Origin of the sequence: Microvirga arvi (assembly GCF_016892765.1) — a bacterium.
In the GTDB taxonomy this organism is placed as follows: Bacteria; Pseudomonadota; Alphaproteobacteria; order Rhizobiales; family Beijerinckiaceae; genus Microvirga; species Microvirga arvi.
On sequence record NZ_JAFEMD010000055.1, the window covers coordinates 18,104 to 34,584 of the forward strand.

The 16,481-nt window shown below is 59.7% G+C and carries 16 protein-coding genes, 2 tRNA genes and 1 pseudogene; 5 read left to right on the forward strand and 14 right to left on the reverse strand.

Annotation, left to right across the window (positions count from 1 at the left end; translation table 11 throughout):
- Window positions 1-3: 3 nt before the first annotated feature.
- Window positions 4-876 carry a branched-chain amino acid ABC transporter permease gene (locus ILT44_RS23890; protein WP_204242115.1) on the reverse strand — a complete coding sequence of 291 codons (873 nt, stop codon included), beginning with the start codon at window positions 874-876 and terminating at the stop codon, window positions 4-6.
- 286 nt (window positions 877-1,162) lie between these two features.
- Here ILT44_RS23890 and ILT44_RS23895 point away from each other — a divergent pair, with 286 nt between their 5' ends.
- From ILT44_RS23895 to ILT44_RS23905, 3 genes are all read left to right on the forward strand, one after another.
- Window positions 1,163-2,053 (forward strand): isocitrate lyase/PEP mutase family protein, encoded by an 891-nt coding sequence (locus ILT44_RS23895; protein ID WP_204242116.1) that lies wholly within the window; start codon window positions 1,163-1,165, stop codon window positions 2,051-2,053.
- Window positions 2,054-2,087: 34 nt separating this feature from the next.
- A complete protein-coding gene (locus ILT44_RS23900) occupies window positions 2,088-3,320 on the forward strand; it encodes an ABC transporter substrate-binding protein (RefSeq protein ID WP_204242117.1) in 1,233 nt (410 codons plus the stop codon).
- A gap of 128 nt (window positions 3,321-3,448) precedes the next feature.
- A complete protein-coding gene (locus ILT44_RS23905) occupies window positions 3,449-4,285 on the forward strand; it encodes an IclR family transcriptional regulator (RefSeq protein ID WP_204242118.1) in 837 nt (278 codons plus the stop codon).
- A 316-nt stretch (window positions 4,286-4,601) separates the two neighbouring features.
- Here the strand turns inward: ILT44_RS23905 and ILT44_RS31970 are convergent, their stop codons facing one another.
- Window positions 4,602-4,886, reverse strand: a complete 285-nt coding sequence (locus ILT44_RS31970) for a hypothetical protein (RefSeq protein WP_372441240.1) — start codon at window positions 4,884-4,886, stop codon at window positions 4,602-4,604.
- Window positions 4,853-6,127 (reverse strand): annotated as a pseudogene (locus tag ILT44_RS23910) (DEAD/DEAH box helicase). Before ILT44_RS23910 ends, ILT44_RS31970 begins: the two are co-directional and overlap by 34 nt.
- Before the next feature lie 201 nt (window positions 6,128-6,328).
- On the opposite strand from ILT44_RS23910, the gene ILT44_RS23920 reads away from it, so the two are divergent.
- Window positions 6,329-6,505 carry a hypothetical protein gene (locus ILT44_RS23920; RefSeq protein ID WP_204242121.1) on the forward strand — a complete coding sequence of 59 codons (177 nt, stop codon included), beginning with the start codon at window positions 6,329-6,331 and terminating at the stop codon, window positions 6,503-6,505.
- 47 nt (window positions 6,506-6,552) lie between these two features.
- Here the strand turns inward: ILT44_RS23920 and ILT44_RS23925 are convergent, their stop codons facing one another.
- The 4 genes from ILT44_RS23925 to ILT44_RS23940 form a co-directional block, all read right to left on the reverse strand.
- Window positions 6,553-6,813, reverse strand: a complete 261-nt coding sequence (locus ILT44_RS23925; protein WP_204242122.1) for a hypothetical protein — start codon at window positions 6,811-6,813, stop codon at window positions 6,553-6,555.
- A 625-nt stretch (window positions 6,814-7,438) separates the two neighbouring features.
- Window positions 7,439-8,029 (reverse strand): hypothetical protein, encoded by a 591-nt coding sequence (locus tag ILT44_RS23930; RefSeq protein WP_204242123.1) that lies wholly within the window; start codon window positions 8,027-8,029, stop codon window positions 7,439-7,441.
- Window positions 8,013-8,237, reverse strand: a complete 225-nt coding sequence (locus tag ILT44_RS23935; protein WP_204242124.1) for a hypothetical protein — start codon at window positions 8,235-8,237, stop codon at window positions 8,013-8,015. The genes ILT44_RS23930 and ILT44_RS23935 overlap by 17 nt, the downstream gene beginning before the upstream one ends.
- Before the next feature lie 889 nt (window positions 8,238-9,126).
- Window positions 9,127-9,441 carry a hypothetical protein gene (locus tag ILT44_RS23940; RefSeq protein ID WP_204242125.1) on the reverse strand — a complete coding sequence of 105 codons (315 nt, stop codon included), beginning with the start codon at window positions 9,439-9,441 and terminating at the stop codon, window positions 9,127-9,129.
- 355 nt (window positions 9,442-9,796) lie between these two features.
- Here ILT44_RS23940 and ILT44_RS23945 point away from each other — a divergent pair, with 355 nt between their 5' ends.
- Entirely contained in the window at window positions 9,797-10,258 is a 462-nt protein-coding gene (locus ILT44_RS23945; RefSeq protein ID WP_204242126.1) for a hypothetical protein, read from the forward strand.
- 157 nt (window positions 10,259-10,415) lie between these two features.
- Here the strand turns inward: ILT44_RS23945 and ILT44_RS23950 are convergent, their stop codons facing one another.
- The 7 genes from ILT44_RS23950 to ILT44_RS23980 form a co-directional block, all read right to left on the reverse strand.
- Window positions 10,416-10,706 (reverse strand): hypothetical protein, encoded by a 291-nt coding sequence (locus ILT44_RS23950; RefSeq protein ID WP_204242127.1) that lies wholly within the window; start codon window positions 10,704-10,706, stop codon window positions 10,416-10,418.
- Window positions 10,707-10,711: 5 nt separating this feature from the next.
- Window positions 10,712-11,089, reverse strand: coding sequence for a hypothetical protein (locus tag ILT44_RS23955; protein WP_204242128.1), 378 nt, complete (start codon window positions 11,087-11,089; stop codon window positions 10,712-10,714).
- A gap of 59 nt (window positions 11,090-11,148) precedes the next feature.
- A tRNA-Met gene (locus ILT44_RS23960) sits at window positions 11,149-11,224 on the reverse strand.
- 23 nt (window positions 11,225-11,247) lie between these two features.
- A complete protein-coding gene (locus tag ILT44_RS23965; RefSeq protein WP_204242129.1) occupies window positions 11,248-13,707 on the reverse strand; it encodes a S8 family peptidase in 2,460 nt (819 codons plus the stop codon).
- 4 nt (window positions 13,708-13,711) lie between these two features.
- A complete protein-coding gene (locus ILT44_RS23970; protein ID WP_204242130.1) occupies window positions 13,712-14,701 on the reverse strand; it encodes an AAA family ATPase in 990 nt (329 codons plus the stop codon).
- A 453-nt stretch (window positions 14,702-15,154) separates the two neighbouring features.
- Window positions 15,155-15,231 (reverse strand) — tRNA-His (locus tag ILT44_RS23975).
- A 123-nt stretch (window positions 15,232-15,354) separates the two neighbouring features.
- Window positions 15,355-16,329, reverse strand: coding sequence for a tripartite tricarboxylate transporter substrate-binding protein (locus ILT44_RS23980; RefSeq protein ID WP_204242131.1), 975 nt, complete (start codon window positions 16,327-16,329; stop codon window positions 15,355-15,357).
- Between the last annotated feature and the right edge of the window lie 152 nt (window positions 16,330-16,481).

Genomic DNA, 16,481 nt, shown 5'->3' on the forward strand with positions numbered 1-16,481 from the left:
CCCCTATACGCGCGCCGAAAACAGCCCTTGAGGGCGGAATGTCAGGATCAAAATGAAGATGACGAAGATACCAACCTGGCCCAACCGATCGCCGAGAAAGAAACCGCCGACTGATTCCACAAGGCCAACGAGTAGGCCGCCTACCAAGGCACCTACGATATTGCCCATGCTCCCGAGCACGACGATGGTAAAGGCGAGCAGGACGAAAACGTTGCCGATTTGAGGATTGACATAAAAGATCGGCAACAGCAGCGCGGCTGCTGCACCCAAACAGGCCGTTCCGATCCCCATCGTTTGCGCATAGACGCGATCCACATCGATTCCAACAACGCGCGCGCCAAAGGGTTCTTTGGCAACGGCGCGCATCGCTCGCCCAAAATCCGTTCGCTCAATGACCAGCCACATGGCAACGAAGAGCGCACAGGCTGCGACAAAGGCGATAATACGAGTCACTGGGATCAGTGCAAAACCGAGGTCCACAACCGCCATCATGTAGTCGAGCTGGAGCTGACGTGTATCACCCGTCCAAAGATAAAGTGCGAGATTGTCCATCACCACGGCGGCGCCAAGTGTGATCAGCAGAATATTAGTATCGCGCCCCTGCCCGGCGTTACCGATGACGTAGCGCTGTAGCCCATAACCCGCGAAGTACATCAGTACCATCATGAACGGGATGGTTACATAGGGATCGATCCCGAGAAGGGTAACGGCGAAGAAGACCCCATACATCGCTACCATCAGCAAGCTGCCATGCGCGAAGTTGATAATGTGGAGCACGCCGAAAATCAGCGTCAGCCCCATAGCCACGAGAGCGTAGACCGCGCCGTTCATGAGGCCGGTCACAACGGAATGCAGAAGGATTTCGAGGCTTAGCATCGATGATGTGGCTCCTTCCCAAGGTCACTGAAAGTCATGGCCTGCACCACAATCTGTTCCACAATACAGAACTGCGGTCCGAAGTGCGTTACAGGCTCCGACGGGCTCAGACGCTTGTCAAGAGGTTAGGCATAGGGACTGCGGAGTAGACCTATCCATCCTCGCCTATTGACAAGGTCACGATAGCCGATCTTACTGTTCCGTATTGTGTGTTCCCATTCCGTATTGCAGAACACTGATAGCTCTGTGGCTACAGAATTACTACCGCTAAGGATCGAGGAGTCGCATGAGCGTACGATTGACGACACAGTTTCGGCGGCTCCTAGCGGAGCCAGGCCTCCGAGTCGTACCGGGTGTAGCCGACGCGCTGTTCGCGCGGATTGTGGCGGAGGTCGGGTTTCCAATCGTCTACATGTCTGGCGCCGGCACCACGGCCGTCAGGCTCGGAACACCCGACATTGGCTTGTTGAGCATGACCGAGATGGCCGACAACGCTGGCCGCATCGTAGACGCAAGCGGTCTCCCGCTGATCGCGGATGCTGATAACGGTTATGGTGGCCCTCTGAACGTCAGGCGTACGATCCAATGCTTCGAGAAAGCTGGCGCCGCTGCAATTCATCTCGAGGACCAGGTCTTCCCCAAGCGCTGTGGCCACATGGATGGCAAGCTGCTCATCAGCCAGGCTGATATGGTGGCGAAGGTCAAGGCAGCCGTTGATGCCCGGCGCGACCCTGACTTCACCATTATCGCGAGAACCGATGCAATCGCTGTCGAGGGCCTCGAGAAAGCGATCGAGCGCGCTAACGCCTATCGCGAGGCTGGCGCCGATATCATCTTTATAGAGGCACCGGCTGAAGAGCATCTGGGAGCGGTTATTGGCGCGGTTCCTGGACCTCATCTTTACAACATGGCATCGAGCGGCAAGACGCCCTTCCTGAAGGCGTCAGAAATCGAGGCGCATGGATTCAAGGTCGCGATCTATCCGAACTGGGCGATGTTTGGGGCAATCCGCGCCGCACGCGAAATCCTACGACATCTGAGGGACACCGGCGATATCGCCGCCATTCGGGAGGATGTTGTCAGCTTCAAGGAGTTTTTCGACCTGCTGGGCATGCAGGAGGTGCGGAAGCTCGATGCGCTCTATGCCTCAAGCGACGTTGGTCGCCTCAACTACTGAGCGCTCGTCCAGAACAGAAGCCAGGAGGGAATACATGAGCAAGACCATAGTCAACGGCACAAACGGCATCTCTCGCCGAAACCTACTGATAACGGGCGCAGCCGGCGTCGCAAGCATCGGTTTCCCAGCCGTACTGCGTGCGCAACCTGCCACGATCCGCATCGGCGTTCAGCATCCCGTAACTGGCTTTCTCGCCTATTCAGGCGGTCAGTGCCGTACTGGGGCGACCATGGCGATTGACGCGATCAATGCAGCTGGAGGAATCAAGTCGCTGGGCGGCGCGAAGCTGGAAGCGGTTCTCTCGGACAACCAGAGTAAGGTCGATGTCGGCCTCTCCGAATTCGAGAAGCTGGCCGAGTCGGGCGTCTCAGCCTTCGTGGGCCCCTACGCGAGCGCTATCGGCATCGCCACGTCTCAGGCCGCGACCCGCTACAATCTTCCGCATGTCTGTGACCTGACAACCTCGGACCTCGTTATTTCCAAGGACAAACCGTCGACCTTTCGATTCTCGCCTGGATACGGGCAGATCGCCAGGGAGGCTGTCGAGCGCCTAGTCAAGATTAACGATGCAGCTGGGAAACCCGTTAAAACAGTCATGCTGGTGCATGAGGAGTCGGAGACCGGATCCGGCGCGCAAAAGCGTCTGATTGAGGAGTTGCCTAAGCATAATTTCGAGATTGTTGACTCGATTCTGCACCCGAATCCGATGCGCGACTTCACCAACATTGTTCTGCGCATCAAACAGCGGCAACCCGACCTCCTGATCATCGGCAACTTTTACAATGAGTATGTATTGCTCGTCCGCACGATTCACCAACAGAAAGTGCAGCTGAAGGGCATTTATTCTGTGATCGGCGGCGGAGCCACAAGTTTCCGCTTCCTACGCGAGTCACCAGAAGCGGCACAGTACGCTATGGATTGCAATCACTGGTACAATCCGAAAAGCCAGAAGGCACTCGACCTGCGCAAGAAGGTAGAAGCCGCTGGGCTCGATTTCTCCTACGAGCTTTGGTTGAACTACAATGCTGTTGAGCTTCTAGCAGACGCGATTGAGCGCGCCGGATCTGACAAGCGCGACGCGATCGTTGACGCCCTCGCCTCGAGCACCTTCAAAGACCATATGCTACCCTACGGTCCAACGAAGTTTGTAAATGGACAGAATACCGGTGCTTTGTCGTCCAACCTTCAGGTTCTGGGCAACAACATTGAACTCATCCTGCCAGAGGAGTTCTCATCAGCCAAGCCGGTCTTCCCTCGGCCATCCTGATCAGGTACGTCCGGGTCGAGGGCTTGGGGTTGATCTGGCCGGTTCGCAGAGGTTTCGCCTGCGGGCGGCCGCAACACCCCCAGGCTACGTCCCAACTTTGTACCGAACCACAAGCGAGGAAGCGAGAGGTGGACAAAAGCGTCACGAAAATGTTCGCGCTTATCGAAGCCCTAGCGGGGAGCGAGCAACCGCGAGGAGTGACGGAATTGGCGCGAGAGCTTGCTCTCACCAAGACCAACGTCCACCGGCTCCTGCGCACGCTTGAAGCGAACGGCTTTGCGCGTCGCGTCGGTGAACTCGGCCGGTATGAGCTAACACTCAAACTATGGGAATTAAGTTCTCAGGTCGTCGCGCGGCTTGACGTAAAAAAGGAGAGCGCGGGCTTCCTGGCGCGCCTTTCGGAAATGACGCAAGAGACCGTACATCTTTCCGTCCGCGACGGGTTTGATGTCGTCTACATCGACAAGATCGAAAGTGCTGAGCCCGTTCGAGCGTTCACAAAGGTCGGTTCCCGAGCGCCACTCTACTGTGTTGGTACTGGCAAGGCGATGCTGGCCTTCCTCCCACCTGAGCAGATTGCAAGCCTTGAGGGCCGGCTTGAGCGATATACCGACACGACCATCACGGATTTTGGGGCGCTGCAAGAGGAACTGGCTCAAGTCCGGAGCCAGGGCTTCGCTGTATACCGGGCCGAGTGGCGCGACGGCGTTAACAGCATTGCCGCACCAATTCGCGATCATAGCGGGTCTGTTATCGCGGCGGTCGGGATCGCCGGACCAGCAACTCGACTGCAACCCAACGCCTTTCCACGGCTCGCTCCGCTGGTGGTTGACACTGCGGCCGCCATCTCCCGTCGACTTGGATATCGACCTACGGGGGATGCAACAGGCTCAAACATTGATCAACCAGGCGGACTTTCAATAGAAGATCATTCGCAACACAGGTCAGCACAAGGGCACGCGTGATCAGTTCGGGAGATCACCAGGGACTTAGAGTTTCAGCCGACAGCCGCGGTGACCAAGGGAGTAGTCAGGCGGCCGAGGCTTTCGTCAAGGATAGGTCTACTTGACAGCGAAGTCGGTCCTGCAGGAGCTTGTGAACCGAACTGGATTGTCAGCGTGATTGGCGTCTATAACCCTCATTCGCGGGATATTGAGGGGGAACCTCAGCTGAGCACTCATTGCGAGTTAGCTATGCCGCAAGTGAGGCACTCTACATCAAGGCGTGGGTGGCTTGCCCCCGGCCTATCCCGCTCCAGGGGGAAAGAAATCGGCAGTTCGATCAGCCGTCGGTTGTTCGCTTAAACAAGCTCTCTACATCGCGGCCTGATGTCGGCGATTGCAGCATCTCACGAGACAACGCTCGCTTAGCAGACAGTAGTTCGTCCAGCGTCTTGTCGAATGATACCTTAGCATGCGGCTCGAAGATCGCAATCGGCAAGTGAATTGTGACAGGTTTCGTTTGGCCAATGCGAAACGCACGATCATTGCATTGGTCCTCGACAGCTGGATTCCACCTGCGGCTGAGATGGATCACCTGGTTGGCGGCCGTGATAGTGAGGCCCACGCCGGCTGCCTTGGGGAAAGAACCAACAGGTCGAATCCCGGTGGGCGCGACTGAAACTCGTTCACAATCCGCTGGCGCTGCTCTCCTGGCGTGCCCCCATTGATGATCGCCGGACGTCGTTCCATGTCGAACATCTGCGCTACGCCGTCTGCGACAAGCGTCTGCATCGCCAAGCTCTCGATGAACACGAGCGCCTTCTTACCCTTGGCGTCGATCTCCTGCAGGATTTCAAGCGTCTTCCGCAACCGGGCAGAGCGATCCGCAAAGGCGTGGAAGTTCAGGTTTGGTGATGCGGCCGCCACCTCGAGCCTGTCGGGATGCAGGGATACGCCGCGCAGGTCATGGATGGCTTTCAGCATCTGGCCCGGCTTGTCGCTGCGGCGGCCCTGCGCCGCGGACACGACGCGCTCGTAAGCAGTCCGCTGTTCGGGCGGCATTGGGATTTCGTAACGGTTTTCGCTCTTTTCGGGCAAGCCCTCCAGAACCTCGTCTTTCATGCGCCGGAGCATGATGGCAGGTGCAGCGTCCACCGGCTGATCGAGCTTTTTCTTTAAGGCAATCAGCTGATCACCCGCATCCTCGCGGTAGGTTGCCGAGAACGTCTTGAGGTCACCGAGATAGCCGGGGACGAGGCGATCCATGATGCACCAGAGATCCTCCAGCCGATTTTTGATCGGTGTACCTGTCAGCCCGAGCACGAAATCTGCGTTCAGCGTCTCGGCGGCCTTGGTATTGAGTGTGTCGGGTGCCTTTACCTTTTGCATCTCATCGAACAAGACGAGGGAGTACCGGATCGGCGCGAAGGCCTGCTCGTGGTCTGTGAGTGTTTCGTAGGTGGTCAGAATCCAATCAGCCTGCCGAAGACGAGCCCGATCCAGTGTTTCGCCGGGATCGGTGCGGCGCTCGGGGACTACCTTGAGCAGGCGCAAGCCCTTGCCGTAGGCGTCCAGCCGCTCACCGAGTCCTTGAGCCGCAAGATGCCTTGCGCTTTCCTCCTCCCAGTTCTTGAGCAGAGCCGTGGGTGCCACGACAAGGATCGGTCCGCGGTCGACGCGTGCGTCTCCGGCCTTGCGCGCCGCCTACTGGTTGCTCCTGACCCATGCTAAGAAGGCGAGCGCTTGGAACGTTTTGCCGAGGCCCATGTCATCTGCGAGCAGCACTCCCGGCCACCCTGCGCACCAGGCAGAAACAAGCCAAGCGAAGCCATGCTCCTGGTGTGGCTTGAACCGGGTTGTCCCCATGCGATCCACTTGCGGCTCGAAGGGCAGCAGCGCAACGCGGCGGCGAAACCTCTGTTCGTATTCGACGCCCTCGTAGTTGTTCTTGATAAGGAGGACCTGCTTCTGCTCAGGTTCAGGCTCTGCAGTATCCTCAGAGGCTCATCTGGCCGTGGCGGCCGGCGCCATCTGACAATAAGCATCTCAGCTCAGGACCTAACCGTAGTGAACATCCTCGCCAAGGGTGGTGGCGTCACTAGAGCAGTCATGATCGAGCGACTAGCCCTCGCATCGTTGAAGGACGGCACTGCTGGAGCACGTCTCCTGCTCGGCAAGGGTGCCAAGCCGAAGCGCAAGTACAAGTACGCCCCGCGCGCTCGGGTAGACAGCCTCGGTCTATGACAGAGGCTAACAAAGGATGATCCAAGATCATCCTTTGTTTATGAAGTCTAATCGCCTTGAAGGGTGCGGATCTCACCAATGACCTTCACGCACAACTGAACTGACTTGTTCCAGTTTTCAGCAGCAAGCAGCGCTCGCTTCCCTTGCTTCTCGTAAAGCTTCCGAGCCTCAGAGTCCTCTGAAAACCGCTCTGCCTTTTGGAAGGCCTCGAGAGCTTCGGCACCTGCAGCCTGTGCCTCCGCCCATGCCTTCTCATATGCCGCAACGGCATTCTTCAGCGCGTCCTTAAGTTCGTCTTGGGTCGGCATGTTGTTCTGTCCCTTGCTCGCTCACTTCTCAATCCGAAGCTCCCAGGCGTACTTACCCGCCGCCCTCAGCTCGCGCCAGAGCTCCAACGATTTAGCAGTGGATCTGGTGCTTTGCTTTTCGCTAGGGCGCTTCTTCGTCCAACGTTGACGATTGCGCTAAGCGACTTACTTCTAAAGTGTGCCAGTTCCCTTGGCGTAGAGACGCCCTGGTTGAGGTTCCTAGACAGCCCTCAGCCGGGACGCTTCCATCTCAGCCCGATCAGCAGAAAAGTGCTGGCGGCAAAAGGAAAAAAGCTTACTTCGGCCACCGGTTCTCCAGTACTTTAGCGGCCCTTAGTCGCCCGCGTTTATCGTCGATCCGCTGCACCTCAGAATTCGAATAGCCCTCCACTCGGCAGAGAACCCACTCTCACCTATCGCCGCTAACGAGATGCCTAAGGATCAGCCCTTCCTCGATCAGGGTTTTTACCGCAGCTTCAAGCTCGTGGGCTTGGCCCTTTTGAATGTCACCGAGCCAGCACCGGTCATTTTCCTCAATCTCTGCAACTATCCCTGCGGGGTCACTAGGAGTATCCTCTTATTCTTGAGCCAGTTTCGGTTGCTATATACGATCAGTCACTGGTACTTAAGGAGCTTGGTACCCCGACCAATGCCGCTCGATCTTCCAGAGCTCGCCTAGCGTGGTTTCACGTACAGCGGCGATTACCGCTTCATAGTCGGTGCTGCTGAAGGCTGACCAACCAACAGCATTTGCTCGTCGCCAAACAGCCCTGTGGCTGCCACTATGGCCAGCGATCAGGCTGTTCAGGAGCAGCCTGTCGATAGGTGGATGGATCGCGTTCACCTTCCTTCGCTGAGCATCAGGCATTGCTTGTGGATCAGAAGGGCCAACGACGTACAGCGGCTTGAGATAGCAGTTGATCAGTTTGGCGGCGACCCCTTGGGTGAACTCCCGACAGGGTCCGCTCCCAACAACAGCAGGAGCCAAGTCGACGAGGCGCTCTCGCATTTGCCGGTGATAGCTATCGAAATGCTCTGCATCCGGGAGCATATGCCATCCAGAAGCCACTTCACTCAGGCCAGATTTCTCAATCAACTTCACGCCGGCTGATACTGGAAAGCGACATTTCTTTGAAGCAGAAGCGGCAGTCGCTGCGCACCAAGCAGCGAATCGGTGGCTGTGGACAGAAAAAATGTAATCAGTTGGACCCAGCATGGTGTTCTTTCTGTTGTAGCTCGATCCACTCATAGGCCTTGGCGATCGCAGCCTCACGATCGGAAGCCATAATCAGCGTCGGGCGCTGCTCGGGCAGCGCCACAGCAGCGATCCACTCAAGACCAGCATGCGTGAGGCGGATCTGGTAACCGCGGTGCTCAAGGAGTTCAGTGCCGGTTGACCGATCGTCGTTAACTATCGCGGTCATCCCAAGGACTGCACCGCACTGGGCGCCTTCGCGAGATCAATCCTTACCGTGTAGACGCTCGGGCCTCCAACGATCATAGACTGCCTGACAGTAAATGGTGTCCTCACCCCTTCTTCGGTTGGGACGAAAGTGACCACTGCGGTATTCTCGTGATCTGGCAGACGTGCCCGAATGAAGGACCTCGAGATTCCCTGCATGATCCGAAACTGCTGCTCGGTAAGCTCAATCTCTGCCCGGTAATGCGTGCGTGGCATCCCTGTAGGGCGCCGCAACTCCCCCTCCTCCATTTGGGTCACTCGCACTGGCTGAAACGTATAAGGCTTCAGCTCCGGCAGGATCCAGGCGATCTCTTCTGGCCAATCGATTATGCTCATAGACATCAGACACTCCAGGCTTGGCCTAAGAGCCAGGAGGTTAGCATAGAATATCGCGCCCGCTGGACTCTAGAGGCTTGATGCATGTGAGCTCCAGCGCGTCCACAGCTGCCTTCGGCAGGCTCAGACCACAGGATTAGACTATGACCGCCCGAAAAGCTGATATCTGCCTTCCCTCCCGCACGCCTGCCTATGTCTCACGTGAGATCGGCTCAGCCGAGATCGGGGTCTCGCCGGGAACATGGGACAAATGGGTTGCGAGAGGGATCCTGCCGCCTAAAGCTCCAAGCTTTCCTGAGAGCACTCCCCGCTGGAGATGGGCTGATGTGGACGCCCGTCTGGCAGCTTCTAACAGGGTAGCCTCTTCCGGAATTGCTGGTCAGCTGGACGCGAAGGGCACCAACTATAGCGACCCCTTCGTTGCGAGCGCTCATAAATTCGCAGACGTAGGAAGGAAGCGGCGCCGGAAGGCACGGGTAGGAGACTAACCGCCGAGCCCCGGAGATGAAGCTACCTCACTCATCCTCGCCTTCTTGCTGCTTCTGCCCGGTCTTGAACTCCAGGCGGCTTTGTGCTGAGAAACGGTTGTCGCGCCGAGCAGCATCCCGAGCAAGTGCCTTCACGAACTCAACAAGGAGGGGGTCGAGGGGAGGAAGGTCCTTTGTGCACTCTTTAAAAGCACTCTGGGCGCGTGCTATCTCCTGCGCATCACCGCCGGCCAGAGCCCTTTCCAGGTCTTGAACCAGAGGATTCTCGCTGAGCGCGTCAAGCGCTCGCTTGGTCCCCTCACGTGCGTCCTTTTCGGAGATGATGTTTCTGTCACGCGTCATCAGCGCTTCCCTTCTCCTGTGATCCTAACCGTCGTTCTCCGGCGGTTAGCTGATCCGGCCGCTTTCCTTCGTCTGGCCGGGCAATCTTAAGCCGAACTCCGAGCTGCTCGCCTTCGTCAAATTCGATTCCCACAGCCTCGAAGCTCCCTCGGATTCGGTCAGCCGTATCACCGCGACCGCCAAGCGGACAGCCGACAGCTTCAAGTCTAGCGACCGTGGGCTCTGACACTCCAGAAGCCTTTGCTAGGTCGGCCTGCGACCATGACAAAAGAGCGCTAGCGCCGATGCGCCGCCAGCATCTGAGGGCGTGTCGCGTGCTGGCGGCCCAAGGATCCTAGATATAAGGCTGTCTGAGGTGCTGGGGATCAACCCGCCTGAGGACATCCGGCGGCTGATCGCCAAGCATCAGGCCTCGCTCCGCCAGCTGGGCGGGGTCGCGCTTCAGGAGATGCCAGGAGACACCCTCATGTTGGGAGCATACCTGAACACGCGCCAAGCGGCGTTCATCGCCGCGAAGGTCGACACCCCGAAAGCGGTCGAGATAACCCTCAACAAGGCCAGGACGTTCGCTCCGAAGACAGCCCTCATGCCCAAGATGAACCACGAGCGATTCCGCCGGCAGAAGGTCTATGCACCTGACGTGCCGGTGGAGTTTCAGGGGAGGCAGCAGGGTCCGTCGAAGGCGGACCTGCGGGCACAGGCGCACGGGCCATGGCGGAGTACCGGAAGCGCGTCAGCAAGGCTCCTGCCGCTCCTGCACGGCCCAAGACAGAGCCTCCGGTGGTCACACCCGCGAGCACCACCCCGCAGGACCTGACGATTGCTTGCCAGTGCGGCCATAAGGCTATCATCCACAAAGCGCCCGCCGACCTCATCGGCCGGCGGCTCCGGTGCACGAGCTGCGGTGAGGAGCCGCTGCCGTTCTGACGCCTGTGGTCCGAAACGGTGAGCGCTTGCGACTAGAGTAGCACTCCTCAGATTGCGCGCCGTGTCCGCTTCGGATGGCGCTCAGCTAGCCACTCCCAAAATTTCTTCGATGCCCAGCCATACCTGTCGGATGGGTCTGACTTCATGATGACGAAGTTCGCATCGCCAGCGATGGGCTTGATCAACTCGTGTATCTGTCTCGCCGAGAGATCAGTTGAGACGAACCAAATTGCTGAATTGATCCGAAACCAATCGATGTTTGGAGCCTTAAAAACCGATTCGATTCTGCCTGGTTCGATTGAGCCCGCGATCGTGAGGGTATAAAGGGCATTCGCCATCTCTTTTACTCCCCTCCTTCGATCATCATCGGAGGCTCAGTTGGTGGCGTACTTGGCAATGCGCCCTCATTCTTTGAACTCATCTCCAACTGACGCCACTGAATCAACTCGGCTCCTTCAAGTAGAGCAGCGCCAGGATGCCTATTCGCGAACCAGAGAGATCCAAAGTAATAGGCGATGAAGACGAACACGACCAATACGGCGAGAATAATTTGATATAGCGGGTCCTTGAGGGACCAGCCAACGACCGCAAGAGCAAATAGAGCTGCTCCGGCTACATAGCTGGTCTTCCCAACTACGCCTTTCGCTAGGCGGATCCTCTCAACCGATGTCGCCGATATTCCAGCCCCTTCAAGGCCTTTTTTGACCTCATCTGGTATCATAGGCGCGAACGTACCTTATACCTGGGCTTTATTCTCCTGCTCGTAGCCAGTAACCCACGTGGCGTGCGCGCCCCGGCTCGAACCGGCAACCAGACCGTTATGAGCGGCCGGCTCTAACCATTGAGCTACACGCCCATGCATTCAGGGCTCGTTGGATGCTAGACCTCGATCGGGATGGCAAGCTGGTTCGCGATGCTGGTGTAAAGGTCCACCTCAGCCTCGGGCGCTCGCAGCGATACCAACAATGAGTAGCGAGCGGATCGTTCCCACCGCTGCAATCCTGGCTTTTCCTTCCACCAGCCACTTACAGGGAAGATGCCAATGGCATCGCGATCGGCGAGGGCAGCAGCGCTGCCTCGCCAGATGTCAGAGTGGATAGATCCGCGATCGCGGATTGTGCCCAGGAGCCACTCATCTGCGCCTGCAGCTGCCCCAACTTGCCCCTCTTCCTCAGCTTCGGCTGCGCGATTGATCCTTTGCCTGAACTGCTGAAGATTCTCCAGCGAGCGCTTCACGGCGAAGCGGAGCGCGTGCGAGGCGTAGCGGTGCCGGCGGGTCCAGCCGCGCTCGCCCGGGTTCGGCTCGACGAAATAGGACAAGGTGGCCCGAAGCTCGACGTCCTGGTCGCCGAGCGCGAGCAGCTCGTCGCGCGGCCAGGGCAGCTGGTGCAGGTGCATGTCGCGCGTCTTGATCGCCGATCCGTCCTTTCGGAAGGGCAGCAGCGCGTCCTCGACCATCAAGGTGGCGTCGTTCGAGGCGCTGAGGAGCGCGCGCTCGAGGGCGGGCACGCCCCAGCCGTACCGTCGCAGCAGCGCCGCGCGCTGCGCCTGCGAACCGGCGGCATCGAACCAGGCGCGCATCGCCGGCGTCCACTCGGCCGAGTGCACCATCAGCCCACGGACCGTTTCCGCCCAGAGCTCTGGGCGCTCGGCGATGATGCTGGCTGAGAAGTTGGCGGCCAATGCGGCGGCGCTGCTCGTGTCGCCGAAGCTGTCGAACAGTCTCATGTTCGGCCGGTAGTGGGTGGTGACGAGCTGGAGATCGTCGATCGCCTCCGCCGGGTTCACGCCGTCGTGCGCGAAGTTTCCGCCCTCGAACACGACGTCGGGCCGGATCGGCCATTGGCGGTCCCAGACGTTGGATGTGCGACTGGCCGGCGACAAATCGCCTGCCGGTGCGAGCGCGTTCCAGCCTTCGAAGTCGGTGTGGGTGATCGTCGTCTTGTCGGTATAGGCCCCGACGACGAGCGCGTTCCAAGCCTGGCACGGGTTCTCGGCCTCAGCCAGATCGTTGGCGTCTAGATATTCGTCCGCGACGATCGGATCGCGGATGTTCCCGGCCGCGAGCACCATCAGCCGGCGTTGATCGCCGCCGCCGTAGCAGAGCTTGTCGACGGTCGCCGACCAGGACGAGGGTCGGCCGCGCCCCAACCCCACGTTGCTGGTGACTGCCATGCAAAACAACCGGCGCCGGCCGGGCGCCGCCGCTTCGACCTTGCCAATGCCGACCTCGGTGACGGCGCCGTAGAGCTCCGGATCATTCTGCGCATTGGGCGGCAGCACCTTCACGGTCTCGAGCCGATGCGCGAGCTCGATCACCTCTCCGGTCGCAAGCGCGGCCTCCAGGTCGCGATAGAGGGCGACACCCGCCATCATCGTGCCGTGGCCCGTCCAGAAGGCGCTGTCGCCCACGCCCCAGGCGTCGTCATAAGCGTGCTGATCCTCTGGCTCGAGGCCGGGCGCGATCAGTGGATGACCTTGGGTGCAGCCGCTATCGAGCACACAGACGGCCGGCGCGAGCGCGCCAGGCGCCACGGCGCGATCGATGAGGTCGCCCGCCCAATCGGCCTGATCGACAGGGCGCATATCGAGGAAGAAGCTAGGGCTATCCTTGGGCGCCCGTAGCTCCGCAACCGCGTCCGTGTTCGCTACCAGCCGCGCCATGGTCTCCGTGTCGGCGAGCGCGAGCACGACATCGCGCTCAGGGAAGCTCACGAGGTGCGGCTTCACCGTGACTTCGAGACGCGCAGCGACGGCGCGGAAGTTGGGCAGCCGCCTGTCGCGGAGCCAGACCTCCCACCAGACCCTAACACCGTCACCTGGGAAGAGATCGTCCGCGTCGGTGAACAGCGAGCGCAGCGCCGAGAGCCGCACGTCCTCAATCCGCGCAACCAGATTCTGGTTCTTCGGCTTGCCGCCCGCCGTCTCCCCGTTCCGGTACTGCTCAACCTTGTGCGTGAAGTATTCAGCCTGCGCTTCGGGCACGAATACCGTGGCGCGCACCGTTTCGGCGTCCTCTGTGGGCGGATGGACGGCAACCAATTCGATCTTCTTCGGCCGGTTCTCCAGCCCGTCTAGAGCCGCCTGATGCTCCACCGGCACCTCGAAATCGAGGTAAAAGCCGGCTTCGCCTTCTGCGAGTTGCGGATCGCGCGCCAAGAGCTGGTGCCGCGCTCCGGCGATCGCCAGCCCGAGCGCCTGTTCAAGCTTTGCGGCGTGCGCCGCCCGAGCACGGGCTGGCGGTAGTCCGCGGCTGCCGCGACGAGGTGAGGTGTAGATTTCGCTTTCGCCGCCACCCTGCATCAGGAAGTGTGGCCGGTTCCGGGGTGCCTTCGCCATGTGACTATCGGGACGTGTTCGCGGTGTGCCGCTCTTGGAGGGCGGCGATCAACATCGCAGTGCTGATCTCGTTTGACCCGCTCAGCACCGCCCCCTTAGCGGCCTCGTCGGCCGCGCGGGCGATCTCCGCCTGGCTCAGCCCTTCTGTTGCCTCGAGAACGCCGCTCCATTCAACGGTCTTGAGGCTGAACGTAGACAGCCGATTCTCCACGATGCCGCAGGCGATGTCCGGCGTCGGCAGATCGTAGGTGATAACGTCGTCGAACCGGCGAAACAGCGCCCGGTCAAGGAGCTCGGGGTGGTTCGTGGCCGCGATGATCAGGCTTGGCCCGTCGTCGTTCTCCAGGAATTGGAGGAAGGAATTCAAGACGCGGCGAATTTCGCCGACATCGTTTTGCCCGGCTCGTTGGGTGCCGATCGCATCGAATTCATCGAAAAAGTAGACACCGCGTTGTAGGCCAATCGCGTCGAAGACAAGGCGGAGCCGGGTCGCTGTCTCGCCCATCAGCTTCCCGATCAGTCCATCGTAGAGCACCGTGAACAGCGGCAGCTTGAGCTCGCCCGCGAGCGCGGCGGCGCTCATCGTCTTGCCCGAACCCGGCGGCCCGACCAGCAGGAGCTTGCGCCGAGGCGATAACCCATGTGCCCGAAGGCGCTCCTGCTGGCGCTGCTCCTTTATGACCCGCTCCAGTTTTGCATGTAGATCCGGAGCGAGAACCATGCTGTTGAGGCGTATGTCGGAGTAGCGGGCCGCCAGCAGGCCACCCAGCTCCCCTTTCGGTTGAGCTAGAGGTACAGGGCCGGCACCCCGACGGGCGACTGTGGAGCTCCGGCCCTTAGCCGAATCGATTAGCTCCCGCAGCTCTTGAGCGAGCTTCCCATGCCCCTGGCGGGCCTCATGCGCAGCAAGCTGTGTCGCCACCGACAGGAATCGATCGTCGTCGCCGGCAATGTGGCTCTGAAGCAGAGCGACTATGTGACGTGACGTACTCATTGGACCGATCCAACCTTCGGGGCTAGAGCATAACATTCATCTAACTTGGGCAACTCACCAAATAGGATAGCGCGATTGTTGTCCAAACAATTTGGAGCGAGTGGTTACTAGCGGGACGGCCCAATGATCCTGCTTCGGCCCGGCACATCGGGGAGCTTGGCGCGTTACGCCTGCCGCTACTCCAATCGAGCCATAGCCGGTGGTCACCGACCTCGAATCTTCGATGTCTTTGATTTCTTTGCCGATTTTGGTGGGTGATGTAAGGCTCGAACCTACGACCCGCTGATTAAGAGTCAGTCACTCCCGCACGGTACAAGTTGAGAGTGGGACCCAGGAACCCAAGGGGTGATTCAGGAATTTTAGAATATGGCGGGCTGCTTACCAACTGCTTACCAGAGACGTCTTCTAGTAAGCACATCCTCGAACCTACGAGGCTTAAGCCCTTGATTTCAATGGTACAGCCGCCCCGGCTCGAACGGGGGACCCCCAGATCCACAATCTGGTGCTCTAACCAACTGAGCTACGGCTGCACGTGAGGCAGGGTGTAATCGCCCGGGCGAGCAATTTCAAGACCTGTTTGGGATCTTGAGGTTCGGAAATGACAGCGGCAGGCCTACGGGCCCGCCGCGTCGCTTTGTCAAGCTTTGGAATCTTTATTCCGCTGTGGCGCCGGCAGCCTTGAGGACCGGGGTCCAGCGGGCGACCTCGCTCTCCACGAGCTTCTGAAGGGCCTCGGGAGTCCGCTCCGTGGCGCTCGGGATTACGCCGCCCAGTTCGAGCAGGCGCTTCTTGGTGTTCTCGTCGTCCAGGGATTTCATGAGGGCGTCGCTGAGCTTCTTGACCACATCCGGCGGGGTGCCCTTGGGAGCGAACACCGCGTTCCAGGCGCTGACCTCGTAGCCATCGAGGCCGGCTTCCTTGGTGGTCGGCACGTTCGGCAGCACGGGGGAGCGCTGGGGCGTCGCGATGGCATAGGCCTTGATGTTGCCGCCCTGGATCTGCGGCGCGACGTTGACGATCTGGTCGGTCATGAAATCGACCGTGTTGCCCATTAGGTCGTTGAGGGCAGGACCCGTGCCGCGATAGGCCACCATGGTTGGCTTGGCCTTGACCACGGAGTTGAAGAAGATGCCCGTAGAGTGAGACACGGAGCCCACGCCCGCATGGGCCATGTTCACCTTGTCGGCGTTCTTGGACAGGTAATCGAGGAAGCCCTTCAGGTCGTTGGCTGGGAAGTCCTTCTTGGCCACGATCACGATCGGGGTTCCGGCGGCCAGACCGATCGGCGCGAAATCCTTGGTCGGATCATACTTCAGGTTCGGGTACAGGGCCGGCGCGGCGCCATGCGTGCCCATATGGCCCATCATAATGGTGTAGCCGTCAGCTTGAGACTGAGCGGCCCGGGTGATGCCAGTGGTGCCGCCAGCGCCTGCTACGTTTTCGATCACGATCTGCTGGCCGAGAGTGCGGCTCATGTTGTCGGTCACGATGCGGGCCACCACGTCCGTCGGGCCACCGGCCGCGAACGGGACGATCATGGTGATCGGACGGGTGGGATAGCCTTGGGCCTGGGCGCCTGTTGCGGCAATCCCCGCAACGGCAGCAAGAGCCAGAGCGATCTTCTTCATCAATTTTCCTCCCTTGGGAAAGTTATGGCCTTACATGTGGGCAAGATGGAGTTGAAGGCAAGCTACTCGGTGAACACCTCGTCCCTTCCCTTTCGGATGGAAGGCAGGAGGGCGATCACAAGTAGGATAGCGGCCACCGCGAGCAGACCGGC